General features: G+C 75.0%; 25 protein-coding genes, 1 tRNA gene, 1 pseudogene and 1 riboswitch. Of the genes and pseudogenes, 17 read left to right on the forward strand and 10 right to left on the reverse strand.

Annotation, left to right across the window (positions count from 1 at the left end):
• Positions 1-10: 10 nt before the first annotated feature.
• Positions 11-688 carry a uracil-DNA glycosylase gene (locus ACWCOM_RS09260; RefSeq protein ID WP_454548450.1) on the reverse strand — a complete coding sequence of 226 codons (678 nt, stop codon included), beginning with the start codon at positions 686-688 and terminating at the stop codon, positions 11-13.
• Positions 689-954: 266 nt separating this feature from the next.
• On the opposite strand from ACWCOM_RS09260, the gene ACWCOM_RS09265 reads away from it, so the two are divergent.
• The 7 genes from ACWCOM_RS09265 to ACWCOM_RS09295 all read left to right on the forward strand — a co-directional run bounded on the left by ACWCOM_RS09265 (position 955) and on the right by ACWCOM_RS09295 (position 6,669).
• A complete protein-coding gene (locus ACWCOM_RS09265; RefSeq protein ID WP_454548451.1) occupies positions 955-1,656 on the forward strand; it encodes an SDR family oxidoreductase in 702 nt (233 codons plus the stop codon).
• The gene (locus ACWCOM_RS09270) at positions 1,653-1,994 is read left to right on the forward strand and encodes a DUF3263 domain-containing protein (protein WP_454548452.1); all 342 of its coding nucleotides are present in this window, start codon (positions 1,653-1,655) and stop codon (positions 1,992-1,994) included. The genes ACWCOM_RS09265 and ACWCOM_RS09270 overlap by 4 nt, the downstream gene beginning before the upstream one ends.
• Positions 1,991-2,209: a hypothetical protein gene (locus ACWCOM_RS09275; protein WP_454548453.1), complete on the forward strand. Its 219-nt coding sequence runs from the start codon at positions 1,991-1,993 to the stop codon at positions 2,207-2,209. The genes ACWCOM_RS09270 and ACWCOM_RS09275 overlap by 4 nt, the downstream gene beginning before the upstream one ends.
• 58 nt (positions 2,210-2,267) lie before the next feature.
• Positions 2,268-2,867, forward strand: a complete 600-nt coding sequence (locus ACWCOM_RS09280; protein ID WP_454548454.1) for a GNAT family N-acetyltransferase — start codon at positions 2,268-2,270, stop codon at positions 2,865-2,867.
• Positions 2,868-3,119: 252 nt separating this feature from the next.
• Positions 3,120-4,751: a chaperonin GroEL gene (groL, locus tag ACWCOM_RS09285; RefSeq protein WP_454548455.1), complete on the forward strand. Its 1,632-nt coding sequence runs from the start codon at positions 3,120-3,122 to the stop codon at positions 4,749-4,751.
• 162 nt (positions 4,752-4,913) lie between these two features.
• Positions 4,914-5,621 (forward strand): MgtC/SapB family protein, encoded by a 708-nt coding sequence (locus ACWCOM_RS09290; protein ID WP_454548456.1) that lies wholly within the window; start codon positions 4,914-4,916, stop codon positions 5,619-5,621.
• A 43-nt stretch (positions 5,622-5,664) separates the two neighbouring features.
• A complete protein-coding gene (locus ACWCOM_RS09295; protein ID WP_454548457.1) occupies positions 5,665-6,669 on the forward strand; it encodes an RNase H family protein in 1,005 nt (334 codons plus the stop codon).
• Positions 6,670-6,678: 9 nt separating this feature from the next.
• Here the strand turns inward: ACWCOM_RS09295 and ACWCOM_RS09300 are convergent, their stop codons facing one another.
• The 5 genes from ACWCOM_RS09300 to ACWCOM_RS09320 are packed head-to-tail and all read right to left on the reverse strand — an operon-like array spanning position 6,679 to position 12,916.
• Entirely contained in the window at positions 6,679-8,145 is a 1,467-nt protein-coding gene (locus ACWCOM_RS09300) for an ATP-binding protein (RefSeq protein WP_454548458.1), read from the reverse strand.
• A gap of 11 nt (positions 8,146-8,156) precedes the next feature.
• Complete coding sequence (locus ACWCOM_RS09305; protein ID WP_062736432.1) at positions 8,157-8,879, reverse strand: response regulator transcription factor; 723 nt, start codon at positions 8,877-8,879, stop codon at positions 8,157-8,159.
• A gap of 42 nt (positions 8,880-8,921) precedes the next feature.
• Positions 8,922-10,592: a DNA repair helicase XPB gene (locus ACWCOM_RS09310; protein ID WP_454548459.1), complete on the reverse strand. Its 1,671-nt coding sequence runs from the start codon at positions 10,590-10,592 to the stop codon at positions 8,922-8,924.
• A complete protein-coding gene (locus ACWCOM_RS09315; protein WP_454548460.1) occupies positions 10,580-12,655 on the reverse strand; it encodes a helicase-associated domain-containing protein in 2,076 nt (691 codons plus the stop codon). The genes ACWCOM_RS09310 and ACWCOM_RS09315 overlap by 13 nt, the downstream gene beginning before the upstream one ends.
• A 3-nt stretch (positions 12,656-12,658) precedes the next feature.
• The gene (locus ACWCOM_RS09320) at positions 12,659-12,916 is read right to left on the reverse strand and encodes a hypothetical protein (protein WP_454548461.1); all 258 of its coding nucleotides are present in this window, start codon (positions 12,914-12,916) and stop codon (positions 12,659-12,661) included.
• A gap of 154 nt (positions 12,917-13,070) precedes the next feature.
• Between ACWCOM_RS09320 and ACWCOM_RS09325 the strand changes: the two genes are divergently transcribed.
• Genes ACWCOM_RS09325 through ACWCOM_RS09335 form a run of 3 tightly spaced genes read left to right on the forward strand, consistent with a single transcriptional unit; the run spans position 13,071 to position 15,350 of the window.
• Positions 13,071-13,454, forward strand: coding sequence for a cold-shock protein (locus ACWCOM_RS09325; RefSeq protein WP_454548462.1), 384 nt, complete (start codon positions 13,071-13,073; stop codon positions 13,452-13,454).
• Between the two features lie 58 nt (positions 13,455-13,512).
• The gene (locus ACWCOM_RS09330; RefSeq protein WP_454548463.1) at positions 13,513-14,061 is read left to right on the forward strand and encodes a DUF3027 domain-containing protein; all 549 of its coding nucleotides are present in this window, start codon (positions 13,513-13,515) and stop codon (positions 14,059-14,061) included.
• Positions 14,062-14,114: 53 nt separating this feature from the next.
• Positions 14,115-15,350, forward strand: a complete 1,236-nt coding sequence (locus ACWCOM_RS09335; RefSeq protein ID WP_454548464.1) for an MFS transporter — start codon at positions 14,115-14,117, stop codon at positions 15,348-15,350.
• On the opposite strand, the gene serC is transcribed toward ACWCOM_RS09335, so the two are convergent.
• Positions 15,347-16,489 (reverse strand): phosphoserine transaminase, encoded by a 1,143-nt coding sequence (gene serC / locus ACWCOM_RS09340; RefSeq protein ID WP_454548465.1) that lies wholly within the window; start codon positions 16,487-16,489, stop codon positions 15,347-15,349. The two genes, ACWCOM_RS09335 and serC, sit on opposite strands and share 4 nt — an antisense overlap.
• A gap of 222 nt (positions 16,490-16,711) precedes the next feature.
• Here serC and ACWCOM_RS09345 point away from each other — a divergent pair, with 222 nt between their 5' ends.
• The 4 genes from ACWCOM_RS09345 to ACWCOM_RS09360 all read left to right on the forward strand — a co-directional run bounded on the left by ACWCOM_RS09345 (position 16,712) and on the right by ACWCOM_RS09360 (position 20,196).
• Entirely contained in the window at positions 16,712-17,401 is a 690-nt protein-coding gene (locus ACWCOM_RS09345) for a metal-dependent transcriptional regulator (RefSeq protein WP_454548466.1), read from the forward strand.
• A 288-nt stretch (positions 17,402-17,689) separates the two neighbouring features.
• Positions 17,690-17,880: riboswitch (cyclic di-AMP (ydaO/yuaA leader) on the forward strand.
• A 5-nt stretch (positions 17,881-17,885) separates the two neighbouring features.
• Positions 17,886-18,551: a C40 family peptidase gene (locus tag ACWCOM_RS09350; protein ID WP_454548467.1), complete on the forward strand. Its 666-nt coding sequence runs from the start codon at positions 17,886-17,888 to the stop codon at positions 18,549-18,551.
• A gap of 301 nt (positions 18,552-18,852) precedes the next feature.
• Positions 18,853-19,761: a C40 family peptidase gene (locus tag ACWCOM_RS09355; protein ID WP_454548468.1), complete on the forward strand. Its 909-nt coding sequence runs from the start codon at positions 18,853-18,855 to the stop codon at positions 19,759-19,761.
• A gap of 168 nt (positions 19,762-19,929) precedes the next feature.
• Positions 19,930-20,196, forward strand: a complete 267-nt coding sequence (locus ACWCOM_RS09360; RefSeq protein WP_454548469.1) for a hypothetical protein — start codon at positions 19,930-19,932, stop codon at positions 20,194-20,196.
• On the opposite strand, the gene ACWCOM_RS09365 is transcribed toward ACWCOM_RS09360, so the two are convergent.
• Both ACWCOM_RS09365 and ACWCOM_RS09370 read right to left on the reverse strand, forming a co-directional pair.
• Complete coding sequence (locus ACWCOM_RS09365; RefSeq protein ID WP_454548523.1) at positions 20,114-20,578, reverse strand: NUDIX hydrolase; 465 nt, start codon at positions 20,576-20,578, stop codon at positions 20,114-20,116. The genes ACWCOM_RS09360 and ACWCOM_RS09365 overlap by 83 nt on opposite strands.
• Before the next feature lie 42 nt (positions 20,579-20,620).
• Positions 20,621-21,496 (reverse strand): annotated as a pseudogene (locus ACWCOM_RS09370) (DUF4031 domain-containing protein); the annotation flags it as partial.
• A gap of 64 nt (positions 21,497-21,560) precedes the next feature.
• On the opposite strand from ACWCOM_RS09370, the gene ACWCOM_RS09375 reads away from it, so the two are divergent.
• Positions 21,561-21,636 (forward strand) — tRNA-Arg (locus ACWCOM_RS09375).
• Positions 21,637-21,691: 55 nt separating this feature from the next.
• Here ACWCOM_RS09375 and ACWCOM_RS09380 read toward each other — a convergent pair.
• Positions 21,692-22,363 (reverse strand): hypothetical protein, encoded by a 672-nt coding sequence (locus ACWCOM_RS09380; protein ID WP_454548470.1) that lies wholly within the window; start codon positions 22,361-22,363, stop codon positions 21,692-21,694.
• A 208-nt stretch (positions 22,364-22,571) separates the two neighbouring features.
• Here ACWCOM_RS09380 and ACWCOM_RS09385 point away from each other — a divergent pair, with 208 nt between their 5' ends.
• Positions 22,572-23,300 carry an integrase gene (locus ACWCOM_RS09385; protein ID WP_454548471.1) on the forward strand — a complete coding sequence of 243 codons (729 nt, stop codon included), beginning with the start codon at positions 22,572-22,574 and terminating at the stop codon, positions 23,298-23,300.
• A gap of 54 nt (positions 23,301-23,354) precedes the next feature.
• On the forward strand, positions 23,355-25,823 hold the full coding sequence (gene pcrA, locus ACWCOM_RS09390; RefSeq protein ID WP_454548472.1) for a DNA helicase PcrA: 2,469 nt from the start codon (positions 23,355-23,357) through the stop codon (positions 25,821-25,823).
• The last annotated feature ends 16 nt before the right edge of the window (positions 25,824-25,839 follow it).

The following is a 25,839-nucleotide window of genomic DNA, read 5'->3' on the forward strand; positions in this document are numbered from 1 at the left end:
GGCCCGCGGCTCAGAGCCGCCAGTCGACGGGGTCCGTGCCCTGCTCCTCCAGGAGCTGGTTGGTGCGGGAGAACGGCCGGGAGCCGAAGAAGCCGCGGGAGGCCGACAGCGGGGAGGGGTGCGCGGACTCGACCGTGGGGTACCCGTCCAGCCACTTGGCGGTGCTGCGGGCGTCGTTGCCCCACAGGATCGCCACGAGCGGCCGGTCGCGGGCGGCGAGGACCTGGATGGCCCGCTCCGTCACCGCCTCCCAGCCCCGGCCGCGGTGGGAGGCCGGGGCGCCCGCGCGCACGGTGAGGACCCTGTTCAGGAGCATCACGCCCTGCCGGGACCACGCGGAGAGGTCCCCGTGCCGGGGCGGGGCGACGCCGAGGTCGTCCTGCAGCTCCTTGTAGATGTTCTGCAGGGAACGCGGCACGGGGCGCACGTCCGGCTGCACGGAGAAGGACAGGCCCATGGCGTGGCCCGGGGTGGGATAGGGGTCCTGGCCGACGACCAGCACCCGCACCTGCTCCAACGGGTCCTGGAAGGCCCGGAAGACCGCCGAGCCCTCCGGCAGCGTGCGGTGCCCGTCGGCGTGCTCGTCGCGCAGGAACCGGCCCATCTGCCGGATCTGCGGCTCCACCGGGGCCAGGGCCTCGGCCCAGTCGGGGGCCATGATGGTGTCCAGGGGCTGGGGCTCGCTCACGGTGCTCCTCGGTGTCGGTATCGGGATCGGTGTCGTTATCGGGGTCGGTGCCGGGGCCGGTGACGGGGTGGGCGCGGGTGCCGGTGCGCGGATCGCCGCTCGTGCCGCGGGGCGTCGGGACCATGGCCGGTGCGGCGGGGAGCCGCGTCCCCTCCGGGCACCACTCTAGGCCGGTCGCCCGGGGCCGCCGGCGCCCCGGTGCGGTCTGCCCGGTGGGTTCCCGCCGGGGCGGGCGGGACCGGCGGGGGACTGGTTAGAGTGGGCGCATGAGCGCAACCGATCCCCGACCCGTCGCCGTCGTCACCGGGGCCACCGGAGGCATCGGCCGCGCGTGCGTGGCGGACCTGGCCCGGGACCACGACGTCGTGGCCCTGGGGCGCGAGCCCGCCCGCCTCGCCGAGCTGGCGGAGCTGCCCCACGTCACCGTGCGCGCCGCGGAGCTCACCGACTTCGCGCGGCTGCCGGACGCGCTGGCGGACCTCGACCGGGTCGACGTCCTCGTGCACTCGGCGGCCCGCGCCGGGCGCACCACCGTGGCGGCGGCCTCGGTGGACGACTGGCGGGACCAGCTCGAGCTCAACGTGGTGGCCCCCGCGGAGCTGACCCGGCTCCTGCTGCCCGCCCTGCGCGCGGCCCGCGGCACGGTGGTGTTCCTCAACTCCGGCTCCGGGTTCACCGCACGCGCCGGGGACGCGGTCTACGCGGCGTCGAAGTTCGCGCTGCGCGCGCTCGCCGACTCCCTGCGCCAGGAGGTGGAGGCCGACGGCATCGTGGTCAGCTCCGTGCACCCCGGGCCCGTGGACACCCAGATGCAGCGGGACATCCAGGCCGGCCTGGGCAACGAGTACGTGCCCGAACGCTACATCCGCCCCGAGTCCGTGGCGGCGGCGGTGCGCGCCGTCGTGGACGCCGGCGCGGACGCGCAGATGACCACCGTCTCCCTGCGGCCGAGGGTCGAGTCCCGGTGACCGCGGACGGCGCCGCGGCGGAGGACCAGCCCGCGGCCGAGGAGCAAGCCGTCGCAGGGGACCCGCCCGCGGCGGAGGAGCAACCCGCGGCGGACGCGCCGCCCGACGGGCCCCCGGCCGGCTCCGGGCTCGACGAGACCGACCGGGAGATCCTCGCGATCGAGAACCTGCAGTGGAAGTACCAGGGGGCCAAGGAGATGGAGATCCGGCGCCGCCTGGGGCTGTCCCCGACCCGCTACTACCAGCGGCTCAACGTCCTGATCGACAGCCGCGCGGCCCTCGAGCACGACCCCATGCTCGTGGGCCGGCTGCGCCGGCAGCGCGGGGACCTCGGATGAGCCAGTACCCGCCCGACGAGTTCGACGACGTCCCCGAGGACGGCCCGCGCCAGGGCGCCCACCGCGGCCGGCGGCGGACCGCCCGGGTGGGCTCGGGGGAGCTGATCGCGATCGTCGTGGCCGGCGTGCTCAGCCTCGGCGTGGGGGCGTACGCGTTCCTCGAGGGCGCCGGGGACACGGCGCCTGCCCCGGCCGTCTCGTCCCCGCAGCCCTGACCGGCACCGCCCACGACCCGGGCCCCCGCCCCCGAACGCCCCCGGAAGGAAGCACACCGTGCAGATCGCAGGCAGCCGAGTCCACCTCCGTGACTGGACCGAGGAGGACCTCGCCGCGTACGAGCAGTGGATCATGCCGCCCGAGGGCGGCGGCGAGCACGAGTGGCAGCGCACGGACGGGCCGTTCTACCCGAACTTCACCGCGGAGGGCGCCCAGCGCTGGCTCTCCACCCTGCGCGCCCACGTGGCCGCGCAGGACTGGCCGGACCCGCGGGAGACCATGGTCATCGCGGACGCCGCCACCGGCCGGTTCATCGGGCAGGTGTCCTGGTACTGGTCGGAGAAGCCCACCGAGGACCCCGGGACCGGTACGCACCTGCTGCCGCTGCGCTCGCTGGGCATCACCGTCTACTCCCCGGAGCACTGGAGCGGCGGCTACGGCACCGAGGCCATGCGGCTGTGGATCGACCACCTCTTCGCCCGCTCGGACTCCCACCGGCTCGACCTCGAGACCTGGAGCGGCAACGTGGGCATGTGCCGGGTGGCCGTGAAGCTCGGCTTCACCGAGGAGGCCCGGCTGCGCCGGGCCCGCAAGGTCGGCGGCGAGTACTACGACCGGATGATCTACGGCCTGCTGCGCGAGGAGTGGCAGGGCTGAGCGACACCGGCTCAGGGGGGTTTGCACTCTCCCCGGACGAGTGCCAAGATTGCGATTAGCACTCAGTCGTGCGGACTGCTAAGGGGTCGGTCCCCGGCCCGGCCCGGGCAGCCACCGGCACAGGAGTGACACCTCAACCACCACGGTGAGGTGCCGTGCGGCGTCGGGAAGAGCCCGCCGCCGTGCGCGCCGTCCGTCGCGGGCACCGTGGAGGTCGACCGTTTGTCTACCGTCCAGGAGGGACGAAGTCACATGGCAAAGATGATTGCTTTCGACGAAGAGGCGCGCCGCGGTCTCGAGCGGGGTCTGAACACCCTGGCCGACGCCGTCAAGGTCACCCTCGGCCCGCGCGGGCGCAACGTGGTCCTCGAGAAGGCCTGGGGCGCCCCCACGATCACCAACGACGGCGTGTCCATCGCCAAGGAGATCGAGCTGGAGGAGCCCTACGAGAAGATCGGCGCCGAGCTCGTCAAGGAGGTCGCCAAGAAGACCGACGACATCGCCGGCGACGGCACCACCACCGCCACCGTGCTGGCCCAGGCGCTCGTCAAGGAGGGCCTGCGCAACGTGGCCGCCGGCGCCGACCCGCTGAGCCTCAAGCGCGGCATCGAGAAGGCCGTCGCCGCGGTGACCGAGGAGCTGCTGGCCTCCGCCAAGGAGGTCGAGACCGAGGAGCAGATCGCCGCCACCGCGTCCATCTCCGCCGGCGACGCCGAGATCGGCCGCCTCATCGCCCAGGCGATGGAGAAGGTCGGCAAGGAGGGCGTGATCACGGTCGAGGAGTCCAACACCTTCGGCCTGGACCTCGAGCTCACCGAGGGCATGCGCTTCGACAAGGGCTACCTCTCCGGCTACTTCGTCACCGACGCCGACCGCCAGGAGGCCGTCCTCGAGGACCCCTACATCCTCGTGGTCAACTCCAAGATCTCCGCGGTCAAGGACCTGGTCCCCGTGCTCGAGAAGGTCATGCAGGCCGGCAAGCCGCTGCTGATCATCGCCGAGGACGTCGAGGGCGAGGCCCTGGCCCTGCTGGTGCTCAACAAGATGCGCGGCTCCATCAAGTCCGTGGCCGTCAAGGCCCCCGGCTTCGGCGACCGCCGCAAGGCCCAGCTGGCCGACATCGCCATCCTCACCGGCGGCCAGGTCATCACCGAGGAGGTCGGGCTGTCCCTGGAGACCGCCACCGTGGACCTGCTCGGCCAGGCCCGCAAGGTCGTCGTGACCAAGGACGAGACCACCATCGTCGACGGCGCCGGCACCGCCGAGGAGATCGAGGGCCGCGTGGCCCAGATCCGCGCCGAGATCAACAACTCGGACTCGGACTACGACCGCGAGAAGCTGCAGGAGCGGCTGGCCAAGCTGGCCGGCGGCGTGGCCGTGCTCAAGGCCGGTGCCGCCACCGAGGTCGAGCTCAAGGAGCGCAAGCACCGCATCGAGGACGCCGTGCGCAACGCGAAGGCGGCCGTGGAGGAGGGCATCGTCGCCGGCGGCGGCGTCGCCCTGATCCAGGCCGGCCAGAAGGCGTTCGACAAGCTGCAGCTCACCGGCGACGAGGCCACCGGCGCGAACATCGTCAAGGTCGCCATCGACGCCCCGCTGAAGCAGATCGCCATCAACTCCGGCCTCGAGGCCGGCGTGGTCGTCGACAAGGTCCGCGGCCTCGACCTGGGCCACGGCCTCAACGCCGCCACCGGCGAGTACGAGGACCTGATGGCCGCCGGCATCAACGACCCGGTCAAGGTCACCCGCTCGGCGCTGCAGAACGCGGCGTCCATCGCCGGGCTGTTCCTCACCACCGAGGCCGTCGTGGCCGACAAGCCGGAGCCCGCGGGCGCCGGCGCCGGTGCCGACGACGGCATGGGCGGCATGGGCGGCATGATGTGATCGACGGCTGACCCGTCGAGCGTGCGACCCACGCATCCGGCACGGGCCGGGCACCCCCTCCGGGGTGCCCGGCCCGTCGCCGTTGCCGGGCCCCGGCGGACGCCCGTTCCGCGGGCGACGGACTTGGTGTTCAATCGAGTCACCACGCGGGGAGGAGCGGCCATGGACTTCGTCGACTGGGAGCAGGTCCCGGTCCAGCTGGCCCTGGTGGTGACGGCGTTCGGGCTCACCGCGCTCGTGGGTCTGGAGCGGCGGCTGCGGCGCAAGAGCGCGGGGCTGCGCACGCACACCCTCGTCGGCACGGGATCGGCCGTGTTCACCCTGGTCTCCGCCTACGGCTTCGGGACGCTGCCGGGCATCGACGCCGGCCCAGACCCCTCCCGCGTGGCGGCCCAGGTGGTCGCGGGCATCGGCTTCCTGGGGGCGGGGGTGATCTTCACCAACCGGGACGTGGTGCACGGGCTGACCACCGCCGCGAGCGTCTGGCTCTCCGCGGCAATCGGCATGGCCTGCGGGGCCGGGCTGGTGCCCCTGGCGGTCGCGGCGACCGCGCTGCACCTGCTCTCCGCCGTGGCGCTGACGCCGCTGTCCCGCCGGCTGCCGCGCATGGTGGCGCCGCAGGGGCTGCGGCTGCGCTACGCGGACGGCCACGGGGTGCTGCGGGAGGTGCTGGCCGTGGTCGAGGAGCTCCAGCTCAGTGCCTCCGTGGTCTCCAGCCGCCGGATCGACGACCCGGAGCGGCCGGAGGTGGAGCTGCTGCTGCGGCTCGAGGGCAAGACCGACCTGCGCACGGCCGCGGTGCAGCTCTCCGGGGTCGACGGGGTGCGCGACGTCGCCCAGCAGCGTCTCGAGGAGGACCCCGGCGACTGAGCACGGTCCGGGGCGCCGCCGGGGCCGTGAAAAGATGGACGCCATGACGATCACTGCTGCCGCCGACGGCTCCGCCCTGGGCAACCCCGGCCCCGCCGGGTGGGCCTGGTACATCGACGACGACACCTGGCGGGCCGGCGGCTGGCCGCACGGCACCAACAACATGGGCGAGCTCAAGGCCGTGCTCGACCTGCTCGAGTCCACGGCCCACCGCCCCGAGGAGCCCCTGCGGGTGCTGTGCGACAGCCAGTACGTCATCAACTCGATCACCAAGTGGATGCCGGGCTGGAAGAAGAAGGGCTGGAAGAAGAAGGACGGCAAGCCCGTGCTCAACGTGGAGCTCATGCGCTCCCTGGACGCGGCCATGGCCGGGCGCGACGTGCACTTCGAGTGGGTCAAGGGCCACGCCGGCCACGCGCTCAACGAGGCCGCCGACGCCCGCGCCCGCGCGGTCGCCACCGCGTTCCAGAGCGGCCGGCCGGCGCCGGAGGGACCGGGCTTCCCGGGCGCCGGGAGCACCCCGGCCCGGCCCGCCGGGGACGGCCGCACCACCACCCCGGACCGCGCCGCGTCCCCGGACCGGGCGCCCGCGGCGGGCCGCACCCCGGCGCCCGCGGCGCCCGAGGACCGCCACGACCCGGACCTGCTCAGCGAGCTGCTGGCCCACGAGGAGGAGCTGGCCCGCGGACGGTCGGCGGCGGAGACCGTCCAAGCCCTCGAGCGGGACCTGCTGCGCCCGGAGCTCCGCGCCGACGCCGGTCGGCTGGGCCAGCTGCTCCACGAGTCCTTCGCCGAGGTCGGCGCCTCGGGGACGTGGTGCTCCCGGGCGGAGGTCCTCGACCGGCTTCCCCGCGAGCCGGGGCTCGGCCCGGTGGACGTGCACGTCCTGTCGGCCACGGAGCTCGGCCCCGCGGCCGTGCACCTGGTCTACCGGCTGGTGGCGGGGGACCGGGCGAGCCTGCGCAGCTCGCTGTGGGTGCGGGAGGACTCCCGCACCGAGCTCGGGCCCTGGCAGCTGCGCTTCCACCAGGGCACCGAGGAGTCCTGAGCGGCCCGCTCAGACCTCAGGGGCGTCGTCGGAGCGCTCGATGCCCGGCACGCGCACGGTCATCGTGGCTCCGCCGCCGGGCGTCTCGGTGAGGCGGACCGTGCCGTCGTGCTGCTGGACGATCGCGGCCACGATGGACAGGCCCAGACCCGTGCCGCCGGTCTCCCGGGTGCGGGAGGAGTCGGCCCGGTAGAAGCGCTCGAACACTCGCTCCGCGTCCGCCCCGTGGATGCCGGGGCCGTGGTCGCGCACCTGCAGGACGGCGTTGAAGGTCTCGTCCACCGAGCGCTCCACGCCCACCGCGATCTCGATCGGGCTGCCGTCCGGGGTGTAGCGCAGGGCGTTGGTCACCAGGTTGGCCACGACCTGGCGCAGGCGCGACTCGTCGCCGTGCACCCAGGCCGAGACGGGTGCCGCGCCCTGCAGGCCCACGACCTCGACCCGCCGCTCCGGGGCGGAGGCGCGGGCGTCGCCGGCGGCGTCGAAGGCGAGGTGGAGCAGGTCCACGTCGACGTTCTCGGCGGGGCGCCGCTCGTCCAGGCGGGCCAGCATCAGCAGGTCCTCCACGAGCTGCGTCATCCGCTTGGCCTCGGACTCGATCCGGGCCATCGCGCTGCCCACGTCCTCGGGCTTCTGCAGGGCGCCGTGCCGGTAGAGCTCGGAGTAGCCCCGGATGGTGACCAGCGGCGTGCGCAGCTCGTGCGAGGCGTCGGCCACGAACCGGCGCAGCTTGCCCTCGGAGCGGGTGCGGGCCTCGAAGGCGTCCTCGATGTGGCCGAGCATCGTGTTCAGGGACGCGGAGAGCTGGCCGATCTCGGTCTGCCGGGTGTAGCCCTCCATGCGCTGGGAGAGGTCGCCCTCGGCGATCCGGGCGGCCGTCTGCTCCACCTGGTGCAGCGGGGCGAAGGCACGCGTGACGAGGACCCAGCCGACGGCCATCGCCGCGAAGAGGGTCGCCACCCCGAAGCTCAGCGTGAGCAGCGTCACCGCGCTGAGCATGGCGTTGGTGTCGTCGAGCGGCTCCGCGACGGCCACCACCAGGTCCAGCTGCTGCGGCTTGGCCGTGACCACCCGCCAGGTCCGGTCCGGGGCGCCCACGGAGCCCACGGTCGCCGCCTCGAGGGGGTGGTCCTGCACGTAGTCGAGGTCGATCCTGGACAGATCCGGGCGCACCCCGTGCACGCCGTCCGGGGTGTTGACGGCCTCGGCCACCACGGTGCCGTCGGCGTCGAGCAGATAGCCCGCGTGCGGGACCTGCACGCCCTCCTCGCCCTGCAGGTCCGCGATCAGCACCGAGGAGACCGTCCGGACGGAGTCGCGCAGCTCGCCGTCGATGCCGTTGAGCATCGAGGTGCGCAGCACCGAGATCGCCACGAAGCTGGTCACCAGGATGGACAGCGCCAGCAGCACACCGGTGAGGACCATCAGCTGCGAGCGCAGCGACGCCGAGCGCCACCGGGAGGACAGGGTCTGCATCCCGGACCGGGTCAGTGGTGCTTGTGCGAGGACCGCAGCAGGTAGCCGACCCCGCGCTTGGTGTGGATCAGCGGCGGCAGCTCGGGGTCGTTGTCGATCTTGCGCCGCAGGTAGGAGATGTAGGACTCCACGATGGAGGCGTCCCCGTTGAAGTCGTACTCCCAGACGTGGTCGAGGATCTGCGCCTTGGACAGCACCCGGTTCGGGTTGAGCATGAGGTAGCGCAGCAGCTTGAACTCGGTGGGGGACAGGTCGATCTCCCGGTCGCCGCGGAAGACCTCGTGGGCGTCGTCGTCGAGGACGAGGTCGTCCACGCGCAGCCGCGAGTCGTCCTCCTCGGCGGGCTGGGTCCGGCGCAGGACGGCCCGGATGCGGGCGACCACCTCGTCGAGGCTGAAGGGCTTGGTGACGTAGTCGTCGCCGCCCACGGTCAGCCCGGTGACCTTGTCCTCCGTCTCGTCCTTGGCGGTGAGGAAGAGGATGGGGAAGTGCCGCCCGGCCGCGCGCAGCTTGCGGGTCACGGAGAACCCGTCCATGTCCGGGAGCATGACGTCGAGCACCGCGAGGTCCGGGTCCTCGGACTCCGCCTTGGCCAGGGCGTCACGGCCGTTGGCGGCGGTGACGACCTCGAAGCCGGCGAAGCGCAGGGACGTGGCCAGCAGCTCGAGGATGTTGGGCTCGTCGTCGACGACGAGCAGTTTCGCTTCGGGGTTCTCGTTCTTCACGGGCACCATTTTCTCGGAAGACCCTGAAAGCCGTCTGAACGCAGCACGCCGTCACCCGGGGAGTTCGCCGGAGGCGGCGAGGTCGGCGGCGTCGAGGATCCGGTAGGCGTAGCCCTGCTCGGCGAGGAACCGGCGGCGCCGGGCGGCGTAGTCGGCGTCCACGGTGTCCCGGGCCACCACCGTGTAGAAGGTGGCCGGGCGGCCGTCCCGCTTGGGCCGCAGCAGCCGCCCCAGGCGCTGGGCCTCCTCCTGGCGCGAGCCGAAGGCGCCCGAGACCTGCACCGCCACGGAGGCCTCGGGCAGGTCCACCGAGAAGTTCGCGACCTTCGACACCACCAGCACCGGCAGCTCCCCGGCCCGGAAGGCGGCGAAGAGCCGCTCCCGCCGGGCCGTGCCCGTGCTGCCCTTGAGCACCGGGGCGTCGAGCAGCGCGCCCAGCTCGTCCAGCTGGTCCAGGAACTGACCGATCACCAGCACCGGCTCCCCGCGGTGGCGGGCCACCAGGCGGGCCACGACGTCGAGCTTGTGGGGGGAGGACGAGGCGAGGCGGTGCCGGTCGGCGTCCTCCGCGGCGGCGTAGGCCATCCGGTCCCCGACGGGCAGCTCCACCCGGACCTCCACGCAGTCCGCAGGGGCGATGTGCCCCTGGGCCTCGATCTCCCGCCACGGGGCGTCGTAGCGCTTCGGGCCGATCAGCGAGAACACCTCGCCCTCCCGGTGGTCCTCGCGCACCAGGGTGGCGGTCAGGCCCAGGCGGCGCCGGGCCTGCAGCTCGGCGGTCATCCGGAAGACGGGGGCGGGCAGCAGGTGCACCTCGTCGTAGACGATCAGCCCCCAGTCGTGGCCGTCGAGCAGCTCCAGGTGGGGGTGGATCCCGCCGCGGCGGGCCGTGAGCACCTGGTAGGTGGCGATGGTGACGGGGCGGACCTCCTTGAGCGCCCCGGAGTACTCGCCGATCTCGTCCGCCGTCAGGGTGGTGCGGCGCAGCAGCTCGGCCTTCCACTGCCGGGCGGAGACCGTGTTCGTGACCAGCACGAGCGTGGTCGTCGAGCTCGCCGCCATCGCCGCGGCGCCCACCAGCGTCTTGCCGGCGCCGCAGGGGAGGACGACGACGCCGCTGCCGCCGGCCCAGAAGTTCTCCACGGCCCGGTGCTGGTAGGGCCGCAGCGCCCAGGCCTCGCCGGAGACGGGGTCCGTCCCCGTCAGGGAGATGGGGTGCGGCGTGCCGTCCACGTACCCGGCCCGGTCCTCGGCCGGCCAGCCCACGCCCAGCAGCAGCTGCTTGAGCTCGCCCCGGGCGCTGGCGTGGACCACGGTGGTCTCCCCGTCGATCCGCGGGCCCAGCAGCGGGGCGATCTTCCGGTGCCGGGCGATCTCCTCCAGGACGGGGGCGTCGTGGCAGCGCAGCACGAGCCCGTGCACGGGGTCCTTCTCGAGCACGAGCCGGCCGTAGCGGGACATCGTCTCGTCGATGTCCACGAGCAGGGCGTGCGGGACGGGGAAGCGGGAGCGGGTCAGCAGGACGTCGAGCACCCGTTCGGCGTCGAGGCCGGCGGCCCGGGCGTTCCACAGCCCCAGCGGGGTGATCCGGTAGGTGTGCACGTGCTCGGGGGCGCGCTCGAGCTCCGCGAAGGCGGCGAGCTCGCGGCGGGCCTCGTCGGCGTCCTCGTGGTCGAGCTCGAGCAGCACGGTGCGGTCGCTCTGCACGATCAGGGGTCCCATCGGTGTCCTCCTCGGGGATCGGTGCGGTCGGTGCTGTCGGGCGGCGGGACGTCGTGCGCGCCGGTGAGGCGGGCCAGCAGGTCCTCGACCTCCTCGGCGGAGGGCGCCGGGTGGCGTGGCGCGGGGACCCGGGGCATGGGGGCGGGGTCCCCGGCGGCCGGCGGCGGTCCCGGCCGGGCGGCCTCCACCGCCGGCTCGGTGCCGGTGGCCCGGACGGCGGCGACGAGCTGCTCGAGGGCGCCCTCGCGCGCCGGTCCGGGCCGGCGCCGGCCGGGGCCCGGCTCGTCCCCGGTGACCACGAGCACCCCCGGGGCGGGCCGGCGCAGCGGGCGCCCCGCCAGGCGCGGGGAGCGGGCGAGGGCCTCGAGGAGGTCCTCGTCGCCGGTCAGCACCCAGTCGGCGCGGGTGATCCGGACCCGGCCGTGGTCCCGGCCGGCCTCCTCGACCAGGTAGGCCAGCGCCTGCGGCACCGGGCCGCGGCTGTGCCCGTCCAGCCACGCCAGGATGCCCGCCGGGTCCCACCCGGCGTCCAGGGCCCGGTGCAGGGAGCGCTCGGTGAAGCGGTGCCGGGCCGCCGGGCCGTGGCCCTCCTCCTCCGCGAGCTCGCCCAGGGCGCGGGCCACGGCCGGGGCGAGGTAGCCGGTGGCCGTGGCGGTGAGGTCGCCCTGCAGCAGCACCGTGCGCGAGGGGGCGGGCAGCCAGCCGGCCACCGCCCGGGCGGCCTCCTCGGACCGGCCCGCGGCGACCGCGCGGCCGGCCGGGGTGAGGGCGTCGGCGCCCGTGAGGCCGAGCTCGGCCGCCTCCGTGAGCATGCCCGGCCCCCACCGGTCGAGGGAGCGGGCCAGCCGCGGGCGCTGCCACCGGGCGAGCGCCAGGACGTCCTCGGGGCCGTGCCCGCCCGGCGCGGCCGCGGCGAGGACGGCGTGGGCCCGCAGCAGCGCCCGGCGCACCGGCGGGGACTCCGCGGCGTGCGCCCCGCGGGTGAGGACCCCCACGACGGTGCCGTCCGCCAGCGGCAGGCCGGCCGCCGAGGGCACGACGTCGGCGGCCAGCCACGAGCTCACCACGTGCCGCCACTGCTCGGGGCGCTCGGCGTCCTCGAAGGGCGCCGGGTCGGGCCGCCACGCGGAGGTGTCCGGATCGAGCACCACGAGCCCGGCGAGCTCGGCCAGGCCTAGCAGGCGCACGAGCTCCGGGTGCTCCAGGGCCAGGGCGGTGCGCAGGCGGCGCAGCTCGCGCACGCCGATCCCCCCGGCGCGCAGGGTGGTCAGGGGGCGGTCGCGCAGCTCGGCGCGCAGCCCCGCCAGCCGGCGCAGCAGCTGCTCCACGGCCGCCGCGGCGGCGTTGTCCCGCAGCCGGTCGGGCACCCGCGTGCCCGGGGGGAGGGGGGCCTCCTGCGGGGGCCGGGACCAGGGGTCGCCCCCGCGCAGGGCGAGACCGACCTCCCGGGGCAGCTCGACGTGGCGGGAGTCCACGGGGAGCAGGACGCCGCGGGCCAGGAGCCAGTCCACGGGCCGGGCGGCGGCGTCCGGGTCCGGGCGGCGCAGCGCGTCCGGCAGCAGGCCCACCGGGTGGGACCGGAACCGCTCGAGCACCTCCCGCACCGGCGCGGGCCAGTGCGCGATCTCCGCGGGGGCCGCCGGGCCCGCCGGCTCGGCGCCGCGCAGGCGGGCGGCCCGCTCCGCGAGCACCCGGCGGGGCCGGCCCAGTCCGGCGGGATAGCGGCCCAGGGCCTCCGCCGCCCCGGGCACGAGCCGCAGCGCGTCCCCGTCCCGGTGGACCAGGCCCAGCCGGTGCAGCCGGTCCCACGGCGGGGCGGCCAGCAGCGCTGCGGCGGGCCCGTCCGGGACGCCGAGGACCACGGCCCGCTCGAGGGCGTCCAGCTCCGGCCGGGAGAGCTCGTCCACGGCCCGGCTCAGACCGGCCCGGGAGAGCAGGGCCTCGGCGAGCTCGGCGGTCGTCGTCGTCCCGGGGCGCACGGCGTCGGGCCGGGCGTCGAGCAGCGCGGCCAGCTCACCGGGGGAGCGGGCCGCCAGGTCCCGGAGCAGTCCGTCCGGGACCACGGGTCAGGCCCGGCGCCGGCGCAGCACGGAGCGCACCAGGGTGGCGCACAGGAGCAGGAAGGCCACGGGCAGCACGAACCACGGGATGACCGTCAGCCCGTCCCACGGGTCCGCGCCGAGGGCCTTCAGCACCAGCAGCAGCGCCAGGCACACCGCGCAGACCAGGCCCAGCACCACCGCGGCGGCGCCGAGGAGGTCGATCCCGGGTCGGCGGGCGGGGCGGCCCCCGGGCGTGGCGGTGCAGTCGTCGTGGGAAGGCATGCGTCCAGAATAGCGAGCCGAGGACCCCGCCGTGACCGCGTGCGCGGGCGTCCCGGGGCCTGCGGCGGGGCTAGAATGGGGGGTTCCACAGGGTGGCCCGGCAGCACGGACGGCGGGGCCGCCCTGCCACGAGGACGACGACGAGGGAGACAGCGTGCCCACCGGCAAGGTGAAGTGGTTCGATTCCAAGAAGGGCTTCGGCTTCCTGGCCACCGACGACGGCCAGGAGGTGTTCCTGCCCTCCTCGGCGCTGCCCTCCGGCGCCACCACGGTGAAGCCGGGGACGCGCATGGAGTTCGGGGTGGCCCAGGGGCGGCGCGGCGCGCAGGCGCTGTCCGCGCGCATCCTGGACCGGGCGCCGTCGATCGCCAAGAACGTCCGCAAACCGGCCGACGAGATGGCGGTCATCACCGAGGACCTCATCAAGCTCCTGGACGAGATGTCCAACGGCCTGCACCGCGGCCGCTACCCGGACTCCGCGCACGGCCGGAAGATCGCGGCCATCCTGCGCACCGTGGCCGACAACCTGGACGTCTGAGCCGACCGGCCCGGGCCCCGGGCACCCCACCCAGCACCCACCACGAGGGAGACCAGCAGTGACCGAGGAGACCGTCCAGGACGCGCCCGCCGAGGCGGCCGTCGCGCCTCCTGCCCGCCCGGTGCGCCCGGCCCGCCGCCGGGCCCCCAAGCAGGACGCCCTGCTGATCGCCGACGTCGCCGCCGCCCGGGCCGGCGTGGAGCAGATCGCGGAGCCCTGGCAGATCGGCCCCGGTCACCGCGTGCAGGTGGAGGAGGACCGGCTGGTCGTCCACCTCTTCGAGTGCACCCTGCCCGGCTACCGCGGCTGGGACTGGTTCGCCAGCCTCGCCCGGGCGCCGCGCAGCAAGACGGTGACCGTGTGCGAGGTCGGGCTGCTGCCCGGGGCGGACGCCCTGCTGGCCCCCGAGTGGGTGCCCTGGTCCGAGCGGGTGAGCCCCGAGGAGAAGGCCCAGGAGGAGCAGGAGCGCGCCGAGGAGGACGCCGCGGCGGCCCCCGCCGCCCCGGAGGCCGCCGCCGAGGATCCGGCCGGACCCGGCGACGGGGCCGCCGCCGGGTCCGGCGCGCAGGACGGGGCCGTGCCGTCGCCGGACGGCGAACGGCCCTGAGCGCCCCGCGGGGCGGCGTCGCGGCCGCGGACGGGCCCGATCCCGGCCGCGGCGTGTTCCGGTCCCTGCGCTTCCGCAACTACCGCGTCTGGTTCCTGGGCGCCCTGGTGTCCAACATCGGCACGTGGATGCAGCGCACCGCGCAGTCGTGGCTGGTCTTCGACGAGCTCTCGGACCACGACGCCACCGCGATGGGCGTGGTGACCGCCCTGCAGTTCCTGCCCCAGCTCTTCCTGGCGCCCTGGGCCGGGGTGCTCGCCGACCGGATGGACCGGCGCCGCCTGCTGCTGTGCACCCAGACGGCCATGGCCGCGCTCGCGGCGGGGCTCGGCGCGGTCGTGCTGACCGGGGTGGCGAGTCTGGGGCTCGTCTACGCCTTCGCCCTGGCCCTCGGCGTCGCGTCCACCCTGGACGCCCCCGTGCGCCAGACCTTCGTCTCGGAGATGGTCGACGACGAGTACCTCTCCAACGCCGTGGCCCTGAACTCCACCTCGTTCAACGCGGCCCGGATGATCGGTCCCGCCGCCGCGGGCGTGCTCGTGGCCTCGATCGGGTCCGGGTGGGTCTTCCTGCTCAACACGCTGACCTTCGGCGCCATGCTCGCCGCGATCCTCGCCATCCGGGCCGAGGAGCTGCGCGGGATGCCGCGCTCCGGACGGGGGCGCGGGCAGATCCGGGAGGGGCTGGCCTACGTCGGCGGCCGTCCCGACATCGTGGCGGTGCTGGTGACGATCTTCCTCATCGGCACCTTCGGGCTGAACTTCGCCGTGTTCCTGGCCGCCATGGCCGGGCCCGAGTTCGGCCGGGGACCGGAGACCTTCGGGGCGCTCAACTCGGTCCTCGCCGTGGGCACGGTGGCGGGTGCCCTGCTCTCGGCCCGGCGGCGCCGCGCCCGGCTGCGCTACGTCTACGGCGGCAGCGCCGTCTTCGCGCTCAGCTGCCTCGGGGCGGCCACGGCGCCCACCCTGACGGTGTTCGCGCTGTGGCTGGTCCCGTGCGGGCTGTCCTCCCTGACGATCATGACCACCGCCAACGCCTACGTGCAGACGACCACCTCCCCGGTCATGCGCGGGCGGGTGATGAGCCTGTACATGGCCATCTTCATGGGCGGCACCCCGGTCGGGGCGCCTGTGGTCGGGTGGATCACGGACGCCCTCGGGGCGCGGTGGGGGATGGGCGTGGCCGTGGCCGCCGGGCTCGGCGGGGCCCTGGTGGGCGCCCTGTTCTGGCTGCGGCTGCGCGCCCGGGGCTCCGCGGCCGGGGCGGCGTCCCCGGGGACGGCCCCCTAGCGTCCGCCGCCCGCCGCGCGCAGCCGCTCGACGACGTGGTCCACGCAGGCCAGCAGCCGGGCGACGTCGTCGGGCTCGATCGAGACGAAGGTGGCGATCCGCAGCTGGTTGCGCCCCAGCTTGCGGTAGGGCTCCACGTCCACCACGCCGTGGGCGCGCAGCACGGCCGCCACGGCGGCGGCGTCCACGGTGGGGTCGAAGTCCACCGTGGTGATCACCGTGGAGCGGTCCTGCGGGCGGGCCACGAAGGGCGCGGCGAAGGCGGAGTCCTCGGCCCAGGCGTAGACCAGGTCGGAGGACTCCTTCGTGCGGGCCGCCGCCCAGGCCATGCCGCCCCGGCCGTTGAGCCAGCGCAGCTGCTCGTCCAGCATCACCAGCGTGGCCAGCGCCGGGGTGTTGTAGGTCTGGTCCCGGCGCGAGTTCTCCAGGGCCGTGGTCAGCTTGAGGAAGTCGGGGACCCAGCGGCCCGAGGCGCCGATCCGCTCGATCCGCTCGACGGCGGCGGGGGAGAACGCCCCCAGCCACAGCCCGCCGTCGGAGCCGAGGTTCTTCTGCGGGGAGAAGTAGTAGACGTCCGCCGCGGAGAGGTCCGCGGCCATCCCGCCCGCCGCCGAGGTGGCGTCGACCAGCACCAGCGCCTCGTCGGCGATGCCGGCGGGCCGGACCACGGGGGCGGCCACGCCGGTGGAGGTCTCGTTCTGCGGCCACGCGTAGACGTCCACGCCGTCCTCGGCTCGGGGCTCCGGCCGGGTGCCGGGGGCGGACTCGACCACCGAGGAGGCCTCCAGGAACGGCGCGGCGTCCGTGGCCTGGGCGAACTTGGCGCCGAACTCCCCGAACACCAGGTGCTGGGCCCTGGCCTCGACCAGCCCGAAGACGGCGGCGTCCCAGAAGGCGGTGGCCCCGCCGACGCCGAGCAGGACCTCGTGGCCCTCGGGGAGCGCGAGGAACTGCGCCAGGCCCTCGCGCACGGAGCGCACGAGCCCCCGGACCGGCGCCTGCCGGTGGGAGGTCCCGAGCAGCCCCGCCCCGGCCCGGGCGACGGCGTCGACCTGCTCCGGGCGGACCCGGGAGGGCCCCGCGCCGAACCGGCCGTCGGCGGGGAGCAGGTGCTGGGGGATGGTGACGTGTGCGGACAACGGGTGCTCCCTCGTGACGGACGTGCGGCAGGCGGCGGGCGGGGCGGCGGAGCCGGGGCGTGCGCGGCCGGGCCCCGGCCCATTCTGCCCCACCCGGGGCCGGTCCCCGCCGCCGGGGCGCGGCCCCCTCCGCGGCGGGGGCGCGCGGACTAAGCTCGTGCGGGAGGACAGGACCGGGCGGGATCCCCGGGGACGGACGGCCGGACGAAGGATGACTGAGGCATGAGCGATCTGATCGACACCACGGAGATGTACCTGCGGACCGTGCTCGAGCTCGAGGAGGAGGGCATCACGCCCATGCGGGCGCGCATCGTCGAGCGCCTCGACCACTCCGGGCCGACCGTCTCGCAGACGGTGTCCCGGATGGAGCGCGACGGACTGCTGACGGTGGGACCCGACCGCTCCCTGGTGCTCACCGAGCTGGGCCGCGAACGGGCGGTGCAGGTGATGCGCAAGCACCGTCTGGCGGAGCGGCTGCTGGCCGACGTCATCGGGCTGGACCTGGCGCAGGTCCACGACGAGGCGTGCCGCTGGGAGCACGTGATGAGCGAGCAGGTCGAGCGGCGGCTGGTGGACCTGCTGCACAGCCCCCGCTACTCCCCGTACGGCACACCGATCCCCGGCCTGGCCGCACTGGGCGTCGGGGACAGCCCGTCGGCGGCGGGGCACCCCTCCCTGCTCGACGCCGCCCGGGCCGATCCGGAGGGGACCCACACCGTGGCGCTGCTGCCGGAGGTCGTGCAGGCCGATTCCGCGCTGCTGGGCGTGCTGAGCGACGTGGGCGTGCTGACCGGGGCCGTGGTCCGGGCGCGCGTGGAGGGCCAGCGGGTGCGCATCGAGGTCGCCCGCACCGGCCGGTCCGCGGAGATCGACCTGCGCACGGCCGGGGCCATCCGAGTCCTCGCCGCCTGAGCGACCCCGCCGCCCTTGTGGGGACGTTCACAAGGCACTTTCGGCCAGTTCGGCCGGGCCGGGCCCCGTCCACGGTGAACGCCCTGGTCAGCGGGCGACCCCGAGGTCTCCGGACCCTCGCTCCACCGTTCGCCGGCCGGTCGCACTGATAGCCGGAAGCGACACAATCCGCGGATTTCGGGGCGTCTCGCGATGCAATTCCGTGACCCTCCGTGATCAAAACGTGACACTTCCGTAACCGGTCATGTATTGTTCAACGCGTGCCGATCACTGGTCGGATCGGCACCCTCGTGCACATCGCCGAATTCTGCCGGTGCCCGGGGCCCATGCACAGAAACTGCTTGGCAGAAGCGGGGGAACCATTTCCGGTCCCGGTGATCCGGGGCCTTGGGGTTAAGTCGTTCAGAGCGCACGCGCTCTGCGGCCGGGTGACTCCCACCCGAATCCGACAGCTCACCTCGTAGGCAAAGGGAGGAACACACCCATGGCTATTTTCAAGCAGAGCACTGCCCGCCACCGCGCCGAGACCGCCTCGCACGCCGTGCGCAACACCACGATCGCCGCCGCCGCCGGTGCCGCGATCGTCGGCTCCATCGCCCCGGCCCAGGCCTACGCCGAGATCCCCGCGTCCTCCGGCGCCGCCTACTCGGCCCCCGCCTCGGCCGCCGCCTCGCTGGCCTCCTACACCTACCAGGCGCCCGTCGCCGCGCAGCCCGCGGCCCCGGCCTACCAGGCCCCGGCCCCCGCCCCGCAGCCGGCGGTCTCCACCGCGAGCGTGACCCCGCAGTCCAACGCCACGACCGAGATCCCCGCGGCCGCCGGCGGCATCGTGGGCACCGCCCACCAGGGCATCGGCTCCGCCTACGTCTACGGCGGCACCTCCTTCGGCGCCTGGGACTGCTCCGGCTTCACCCAGTGGGTCTTCGCCCAGAACGGCATCGACCTGCCCCGCACCACCTGGGCCCAGTTCGCCGCCGGCACCCCCGTGACCACCCCCCAGCCCGGCGACCTCGTCTCCCAGAACGGCGGCGGCCACGTGGGCATCTACATCGGCGGCGGCAAGATGATCTCGGCGCTGAACCCGGCGCAGGGCACGCAGATCCACTCCGTCAACGCCATGCAGCTCGACGGCTACTACCGGATCGGCTGATCCGGCCCGTCCCCCGCGGCGACCCCAGGGTCGCCGCGGGGGACACCCGGTCCGTCCCGGACCACCGCGACCCGCGCTCCCGGGTCCGCCGCACCCCCTCCGCCTCCCCGGGCCCGGTGCGCACCGCCCCCTGGGCACCCCATCCTCTGTCTTCCCGCCGTGCGCGGCCCTCCGGATCCGGACGGCGCCGCGCTGCCGGAGATCGGATCACCCCGCGTGCCCTCGCGCGGGGTGATCCGTGCTGTCACCGCAGTCTCCCGGCAGGTCCGCCCGGCCCTCCAGAAAGCCTGCTGAATCCCCCATGACTCGTGACCTGACCTCCACCACCGGCGTCCGCTCCCTCCTCTCCGGCCGGGCCCGCACCGTGGCCGCCGTCGCCGCCTTCTCCGGCCTGGCCCTGGCCACCACCGTCTCCGCGCAGGAGGCCCCGGCCCAGGAGGCCGCCGCCGACGCCCCGCTGTCCGCCGTGGCCGCCGCGACCCCCTCCGCCGCCCCGACCGTCTCCCTCGAGCCGGCCGCCCACGTGGTGAAGGCCCACCAGCCGTCCGAGCACCGGGCGGAGCGGAAGGCGGCGCCGAGGACGGCGGAGCCGCAGGTCCGTCCGGCCGACCAGCAGCAGGCGGCCGCGCCGGCCGCCCAGCCGGTCGTCGCCCCGGCCCCGCAGCCGGCCGCCCCCGCCGTCCAGGCGGCCCCCGCCGCGGCCCCCGTGGCCCAGCCGGCGCCGAAGCCGGTGGCCGCCCCCAAGCCGGTGGTCGCCCCGAAGCCTGCTCCGGCACCGCAGCCCGTCGTGCAGGCGGCCCCGAAGCCCGCGGCCGCTCCGAAGCCCGTCGTGCAGGCGGCCCCGGCGGCCGAGCGCACCGTCACCCCGCAGAGCTCCGCCTCCGGCAAGGGCGCCACCATCTCCTCGGCCGCCCTGGGCCAGCTCGGCGTCGGCCAGGACTGCACGGCCCTGGTCAGCAACGCCCTGCGCGCCGCCGGGATCAACCACCACGGCTGGCCCGCCTCCTACCTGAGCCTCGGCACGCAGGTCTCCGCCGGCCAGGCCAAGCCCGGCGACCTCGTCTACTACGCGGACGGCGGCATGGGCATGGCCCACATCGGCATCTACATCGGCGGCGGCAAGGCCGTGCACGGCGGCTGGAACGGCGGCACCACGGTCATCGACAGCGTCAACGTGGGCTCCGGCCCGGTCTACGTCCGCGTGCGCTGAGCGCACGCGAGAGCATCGCTGCGGGTGCGCGGGACCTGGTCGGCCAGACAGGTCCCGCGCACCCGTCGTTCGTCCGGGCGCCCGCCCGCCCTCCGGTCCCGGAGCACGCCACCGGCCGGGGCGCCTGCACGCCCCGGCCGGAGCTTCCGGCGCCGATAGACTGGGCCCATGGCCACCGACTTCAGCCGCAACGCCCGCACGAGCCTGGACCGTGAGTACGCCTACATGGCCTACGGCATGATCGGCGGCGCCGTGCCCGGGATCGTGGCCGGCTTCGTGGTGGCCGCCTTCGTCGGCCACGCCGCCATGTGGCTGTCCGTCCTCGGCGGCGCCGGGATCGTGCTGGGCCTGCTCACCGGGATCCTGCTCCACCGGCGGCACCGTGCCGCGGCGGAGTCGGACGAGGCGAAGGGGAGCCCCGCAGCGCGGGAATGACGTGCTCCCGCAGCAGCGGCGCCAGATCGGCCGGCAGGCCGGCGAGCGGGACGTCGTCCAGCCGCAGCCAGCGCAGCTCCTCGATCTCCGCCCGGGCCTCCGGGCGCCCGGTGAGCGGCGCGGTGAACACCGTGGCGTGCACCCACGTGGCGGCCTCGTTCGCGGCGGGGGCCCGGAACTGCCCCAGCAGGCGCAGCTGACCGGGGCGCAGCGCCAGGCCGACCTCCTCGGCGGTCTCCCGCACGGCCGCCTCGACGGCGGTCTCGCCCGGGTCCAGCTTGCCGCCCACCAGCATGAACCGGTCGGTGCCCCGCTTGCGCACCGTGAGCAGTGCGCCGTCGTCGTCGCGCAGGCACACCGCCGTGATCGTGAGGACCTCCACGTCGGCGGGCGAGCCCCGGTCCGCGCCGGTGCGCAGCCGCTCGACCTCGCCCTCCAGGTTCCGGGCGGCGCGGGCCGCCCAGCGCCGCTGCGCGGCCGGCGTGCGGTAGAGCGGCTGCCGGTCCCGCAGCGCCTCAAGCACCCGTAGCCGCCCGGCGGCGAAGTCGGCGTCGGGCACGTGCGCGTACTCCCGGCGCACGCCCTCGGTGTAGGCCGCGTACCCGTCCGGCGCCGACCCCAGCACGGCGAGGTCCGCGTCCAGCAGGAGCGCCCCGGGGAGGTCGCCGGGGGCGGCCGCGTGGTCGAAGGTGAGCAGGACCAGCCGCCGGACCTCGGCGACCACCTCCGGGGCGAGACCGGCCGCGGACAGGCGGTCCCGGGCCAGGTCGGCGGAGTCCCGTTCGTCCTGCCCGGGCCGGCCGGCGTAGACGGCGTCGTGGAACCAGGCGCCCAGCAGGAGCGCGTCGTGCTGCGCCCGGCCCAGCCCGGCCCCGGCGGTCAGCTCCTCGAGGGCCTCGAGGACCGCCAGCAGGTGCGCGCGGCCGTGGTAGTGCCGGTGCGGCTCCCCCCAGCGGTCGACGAGCTCCGCGCCGAGCTGCGGCAGGCCGGGGAAGCGCCCGTCCCACCGCCGGCGCAGCACCCGGGCGATCCGCTCCGGGCGCGCCCGGGCGGGCACGCGCAGGCCGCTGCGCAGCAGCACCCGGGTGAGCTCGCGTCCCGGGACCGGCCGCGCGCCCGCGGCCACCGCCCGGTCGTAGAGGCTTCCCCGCACGTCGTAGTGGTCCCGGTCGAACGCGCGCCGGGGCACGCCCAGCCGGTGCGCGAAGGCGTGCAGCTCCTCGTAGGAGGAGTCGGAGACCAGGTGCGAGAAGTGCGTCCCGTGCGCGGGCCACAGCGGCGGATCGATGTAGACGGGCATGGCACCGATCCTAGACGCGCCCGGTTCGCGGGCTTCCCGGGCAGCACCTAGACTGTTCGGCGTCGCCCCCGTAGCTCAGGGGATAGAGCACGGCTCTCCTAAAGCCGGTGTCGTTGGTTCGAATCCAATCGGGGGCACCACCGGGACGCCCCGGACCACCCGGTCCGGGGCGTCCCGCCGTCCGGGCCCCGCCGCTCAGCGCGGCGGGTCCGCGGGGCGCCCCCGCTCGCCGGCCGGAGACCGCGGCACCCGGCGCCGCAGCGCCTCCACGGCCACCGCCGCGGTGACCGCCAGCAGCAGCGCCAGCAGCACCCAGCGCGCCACCACCAGGGCCGAGGCCGTGGCCACGGCCGAGGCGTCGCCGGGATCCGCGAGCGCGGCGTCGATCGCCGCGTTGCCCGCCAGGGAGACGGCTGCGAAGCCGAGCACGACCGCCGAGCGCAGCCACCGGCGGGCCCGCGAGGCCGTGTGGAGGGCGACGAGGAGCAGCCACGCCAGGCCCACGAAGAGCGGGGCGAGCAGCCCGGAGGAGCGGTGCACGGCCTCGTACTGGGCCCGTCCCTCAGTGCCGAGCGCGGCGGCCAGCCGTTCGGCGTGCGCCGGGCCGAACCCGCCGGGCATCCACTCGGGCAGCAGCAGGCCGTCCGCGGCGGCCGCGCCGAACCGGGGGAGCACCCACGCGTGCACGTACAGCCACAGCAGCGCGGAGACGCCCATGGCCACCCCGACCACGAGCCCGGAGCTCGTCCGGGCGGGCTCGGGCCGCAGCTCCCCGGGCCGCGCCTCGTGCAGCCGCGTTCCCCGCGGCGGTGCCGCGACCGCCGCGCCGCCGTGCTTGCGTGCCTTCTGCGCCCGTGTCAGTCCCATGCCCCCATTATCCGGCCCGTGGCCCGGCCGGTGCCGCGGCCCGTGGTCCGGCGGGCGGTCCGGTGGCGGATCCGGCTGTGCGTCCCCCGCCGGGCGCCCGACCCAGGAGTAGGCTGGGGCCACCCGCACCGGTCCTCACGGCCCGCGGGGGAACGGTCCGGCCGACGACGACCGGGCGCGCGACGAGGACGACACGGAGGTGCCGGTCATGGAATTGTCCATCGGACTCCCGGACGGCCTGCTCATGCGGCTGACCGAGGGCAATGCACTGAGGCTGTTCGAGAAGGACCACGAGACGGTGCGCCGCACGGTGGACTGCTCCGTCCTCGGCGGCGCCCCCGTCGCGGACATGGTGTGGTCGCACAAGCTCTCGGCCGTGATCGTCGCGGTGCCGTCCCTGCACCGGCTGTTCCGCTGGGACCCGTACACCGACGTGCTGTACGAGTTCGCGGGCACGGGGGAGCCCGGGCGGCGGGACGGCAGGGCGGGACAGGCCACGTTCGCCGCCACCGTCTCGATCACCGAGGACGGCGCCGGGACCCTCTGGTTCGTGGACCGCGACTCCTCCTCCCTGCGCTGCATCGAGATCGACACGGACAAGCCCGACGGCGCCCCGCGGGTCTGCACCGTGGTGGGCCGGGCGGGGCCGGGCTTCACCGACGGGCCGGCCGACGTGGCGCAGCTGGACCACCCGGAGGACCTGCAGATCCTCTACGACGGGTCCATCGTGATCGCCGACACCGGCAACGACGCCATCCGCCACCTCGACCTGACGGACCGGGAGCTGGACACCGTCTACGGCGGCGGCGAGGACGGGGCCGCGGAGTTCGACGACGACATCCGGCTGAAGCGGCCCGTCCGGGTGACCGTGGCCGACTCGGAGCTGTGGGTCGACGACGACAACGGGCGGCACCGGCTGGAGCTGCACTTCGTCTGAGCCGGCTCCCGCCCCGGCCCCGGTGTCACCTGCCCTCGGTAGACTGGGACCACGATGGACTACCTCTTCGACAACCCGCTCCTGCCCTCCTCCTCCCCGGCGCGCCCCGCCGCCGGTGCGGCCCCGCGCCGCGGCGCCGTGTCCGCGGACGCCCTCGTGGAGGGTCTCAACGAACCGCAGCGGGCCGCCGTGGAGCACGCCGGTTCGCCGCTGCTGATCGTCGCCGGCGCGGGCTCCGGCAAGACCCGCGTGCTGACCCACCGGATCGCCCACCTGCTGGCCACCGGGCGAGCCCACCAGGGCGAGATCCTGGCGATCACGTTCACGAACAAGGCCGCCGCCGAGATGCGCGAGCGCGTGGTCGAGCTGGTGGGGGAGTCGGCGAAGTCGATGTCGATCTCCACGTTCCACTCGTTCTGCGTGCGGGTGCTGCGGCGCGAGGCCGCCAGCGTGGGCCTGAAGTCGAGCTTCTCGATCTACGACTCCGCGGACTCGCTGCGGCTGATCACCCTCGTGGCGAAGCAGCACGACCTCGACCCGAAGCGCTTCGCGCCCAAGAGCATCCAGCACCGGATCTCGGCGCTGAAGAACGAGCTCGTCGACGACGAGACGTACCTCTCCCGCGTCTCGGAGACCGACCCCTTCGAGAGCGCGGTGGCCCAGGTCTACCGCGGCTACACCGAGCGGCTGCGCGCGGCCAACGCGATGGACTTCGACGACCTCATCGGCCAGACCGTGCACATGCTCCGGGCGTTCCCGCAGGTCGCCGAGTACTACCGGCGCCGGTACCGGCACGTGCTCATCGACGAGTACCAGGACACCAACCACGCCCAGTACGCCCTGGTCCGGGAGCTCGTCGGCACGGGCGCCGGTGCCGAGACCGGTCCCGGGGCGAGCCCCGTGCCGCCCGCGGAGCTGACCGTCGTGGGCGACTCCGACCAGTCGATCTACGCGTTCCGCGGGGCCGACATCCGCAACATCGTCGACTTCGAGCAGGACTACCCGCAGGCGCGCACCATCCTGCTGGAGCAGAACTACCGTTCCACGCAGAACATCCTCACCGCCGCGAACGCGGTGATCGCCAAGAACAAGGCACGCCGGGACAAGCGGCTGTGGACCGCGTCCGGCGACGGCGCGAAGATCACCGGCTACGCCGCGGAGAACGAGCACGAGGAGGCCCGGTTCATCGCCGAGGAGATCGACCGCCTCCAGGACGAGGACGGCTACCGCCCCGGTGACGTCGCCGTCTTCTACCGCACCAACGCCCAGTCCCGCTCCCTCGAGGAGATCCTCATGCGCGTGGGCCTGCCGTACAAGGTGGTGGGCGGCACCCGCTTCTACGAGCGCAAGGAGATCAAGGACGCCCTGTCCTACCTGCGCTCCATCGTCAACCCGGACGACGACATCAACGTCCGCCGCATCGTCAACGAGCCCAAGCGCGGCATCGGCGACCGCGCCGAGGGGGCGGCGGCCGCGCTCGCCGAGCGCGAGCGGATCTCCTTCATGGACGCCCTGCGCCGCGCCGACGAGGCCCCCGGGATGGCCACCCGCTCGCTGAACGCCGTCCGGGCGTTCGTGCAGCTCATGGACGACCTCGCCTCGGTCGCCGAGGCCTCGGGGGCCGCCACGGTGCTCGAGGCGGTGCTCGAGCAGTCCGGCTACCTCGCCGCGCTGCGCGGGTCCTCCGACCCGCAGGACGAGTCCCGCGTGGAGAACCTCGCCGAGCTCGTGGCCGTGGTCCGGGAGTTCGAGCGCGACAACCCCGACGCCGGGCTGCCCGAGTTCCTGGAGCACGTCTCGCTCGTGGCCGACGCGGACCAGATCCCCAACCGGCCCGCAGGGTCCGCGGAGGGCGGGCCGAGCGCCGAGCAGATCGCGGCGGAGGTCGCCGAGGCCCGCGCCCAAGGCGTGGTCACCCTCATGACCCTGCACACCGCCAAGGGCCTCGAGTTCCCCGTGGTCTTCCTGACCGGCATGGAGCACGGGCTATTCCCGCACCAGCGCTCCCTCACGGACGAGAAGGAGATGGAGGAGGAGCGGCGCCTCGCCTACGTGGGCCTGACCCGCGCCCGGGAGCGCCTGTACCTCACCCGCTCCGAGTTCCGCTCGATGTGGGGCCAGTCCCAGTACAACCCGGCCAGCCCGTTCCTGGACGAGATCCCGGCGGAGCTGCTCGAGTGGAAGCGCGAGGGATCCTCGGCCCCGGCCTCCTGGGGCTCCTCCCTGCACGCCGGCGGCTCCGGGCAGCGGGACGGGATGCGCGGCTCGTACTGGGGCGCCGCGGCCTCCTCGAACGCCGCCTTCGAGCGGATGGCGCCGTCCCGGGCCGCCGCGGGGCGGGTGCAGCCCAATAAGGAGATCCCGAGCCTGTCCGTCGGGGACACCGTGGACCACAAGGCCTTCGGCAAGGGCACCGTGGTGTCCGTCGAGGGGGCCGGGGACAAGACCGTGGCCAAGGTGCGCTTCGGCGGGGACGAGAAGCGGCTGCTGCTGCGCTACGCCCCCCTCACCAAGGTCGGCTGACTCCGGTCCCGGGGGC

The sequence above is a fragment of the Kocuria sp. KH4 genome, from assembly GCF_053711175.1.

What these genes read in the sequence shown, in the direction of transcription:
- pcrA (WP_454548472.1), top strand. Translation starts at nt 23,355, where the DNA reads ATGGACTACCTCTTCGACAACCCGCTCCTGCCCTCCTCCTCCCCGGCG.
- ACWCOM_RS09385 (WP_454548471.1), top strand. Translation starts at nt 22,572, where the DNA reads ATGGAATTGTCCATCGGACTCCCGGACGGCCTGCTCATGCGGCTGACC.
- ACWCOM_RS09265 (WP_454548451.1), top strand. Translation starts at nt 955, where the DNA reads ATGAGCGCAACCGATCCCCGACCCGTCGCCGTCGTCACCGGGGCCACC.
- ACWCOM_RS09345 (WP_454548466.1), top strand. Translation starts at nt 16,712, where the DNA reads ATGAGCGATCTGATCGACACCACGGAGATGTACCTGCGGACCGTGCTC.
- ACWCOM_RS09380 (WP_454548470.1), bottom strand. Translation starts at nt 22,363, where the DNA reads ATGGGACTGACACGGGCGCAGAAGGCACGCAAGCACGGCGGCGCGGCG.
- ACWCOM_RS09305 (WP_062736432.1), bottom strand. Translation starts at nt 8,879, where the DNA reads ATGGTGCCCGTGAAGAACGAGAACCCCGAAGCGAAACTGCTCGTCGTC.
- groL (WP_454548455.1), top strand. Translation starts at nt 3,120, where the DNA reads ATGGCAAAGATGATTGCTTTCGACGAAGAGGCGCGCCGCGGTCTCGAG.
- ACWCOM_RS09320 (WP_454548461.1), bottom strand. Translation starts at nt 12,916, where the DNA reads ATGCCTTCCCACGACGACTGCACCGCCACGCCCGGGGGCCGCCCCGCC.
- ACWCOM_RS09350 (WP_454548467.1), top strand. Translation starts at nt 17,886, where the DNA reads ATGGCTATTTTCAAGCAGAGCACTGCCCGCCACCGCGCCGAGACCGCC.
- ACWCOM_RS09290 (WP_454548456.1), top strand. Translation starts at nt 4,914, where the DNA reads ATGGACTTCGTCGACTGGGAGCAGGTCCCGGTCCAGCTGGCCCTGGTG.
- ACWCOM_RS09275 (WP_454548453.1), top strand. Translation starts at nt 1,991, where the DNA reads ATGAGCCAGTACCCGCCCGACGAGTTCGACGACGTCCCCGAGGACGGC.
- ACWCOM_RS09360 (WP_454548469.1), top strand. Translation starts at nt 19,930, where the DNA reads ATGGCCACCGACTTCAGCCGCAACGCCCGCACGAGCCTGGACCGTGAG.
- ACWCOM_RS09295 (WP_454548457.1), top strand. Translation starts at nt 5,665, where the DNA reads ATGACGATCACTGCTGCCGCCGACGGCTCCGCCCTGGGCAACCCCGGC.
- ACWCOM_RS09355 (WP_454548468.1), top strand. Translation starts at nt 18,853, where the DNA reads ATGACTCGTGACCTGACCTCCACCACCGGCGTCCGCTCCCTCCTCTCC.
- ACWCOM_RS09300 (WP_454548458.1), bottom strand. Translation starts at nt 8,145, where the DNA reads ATGCAGACCCTGTCCTCCCGGTGGCGCTCGGCGTCGCTGCGCTCGCAG.
- ACWCOM_RS09310 (WP_454548459.1), bottom strand. Translation starts at nt 10,592, where the DNA reads ATGGGACCCCTGATCGTGCAGAGCGACCGCACCGTGCTGCTCGAGCTC.